At 54.9% G+C, this 264-nt stretch carries 1 protein-coding gene; it reads right to left on the reverse strand.

The window, feature by feature from the left end; all coding sequences use genetic code 11:
- The coding region (locus tag QP363_RS13155; protein WP_284764813.1) for a hypothetical protein at window positions 1-264 on the reverse strand (264 nt) is incomplete at both ends.

Genomic DNA, 264 nt, shown 5'->3' on the forward strand with positions numbered 1-264 from the left:
CCGAAGAGTCGACGCTTCCAGGATGGCGGCGCCGGAACGATAGCAAGGTCGTCGGCCTTGCTTAGAAATGGCGCCTTTGCCAAGGCATGCCCGAGGCGAAGTAAATAGGGGTAGGGATCTACCCGCTGGTCATGTTTGAGAGCAAGCACAAGATTGCGCAGGGCCCCCTCATACCAGTCGAGACACCATACGTTAGAGAGGTATACCCGCAAATATGCAGACACGTCGAATGGAGATTCATCAAAGATGCCGCTGCATTCTTGG

Source organism: Corynebacterium sp. UMB6689, assembly GCF_030215295.1.
Taxonomy (GTDB): domain Bacteria; phylum Actinomycetota; class Actinomycetes; order Mycobacteriales; family Mycobacteriaceae; genus Corynebacterium; species Corynebacterium aurimucosum.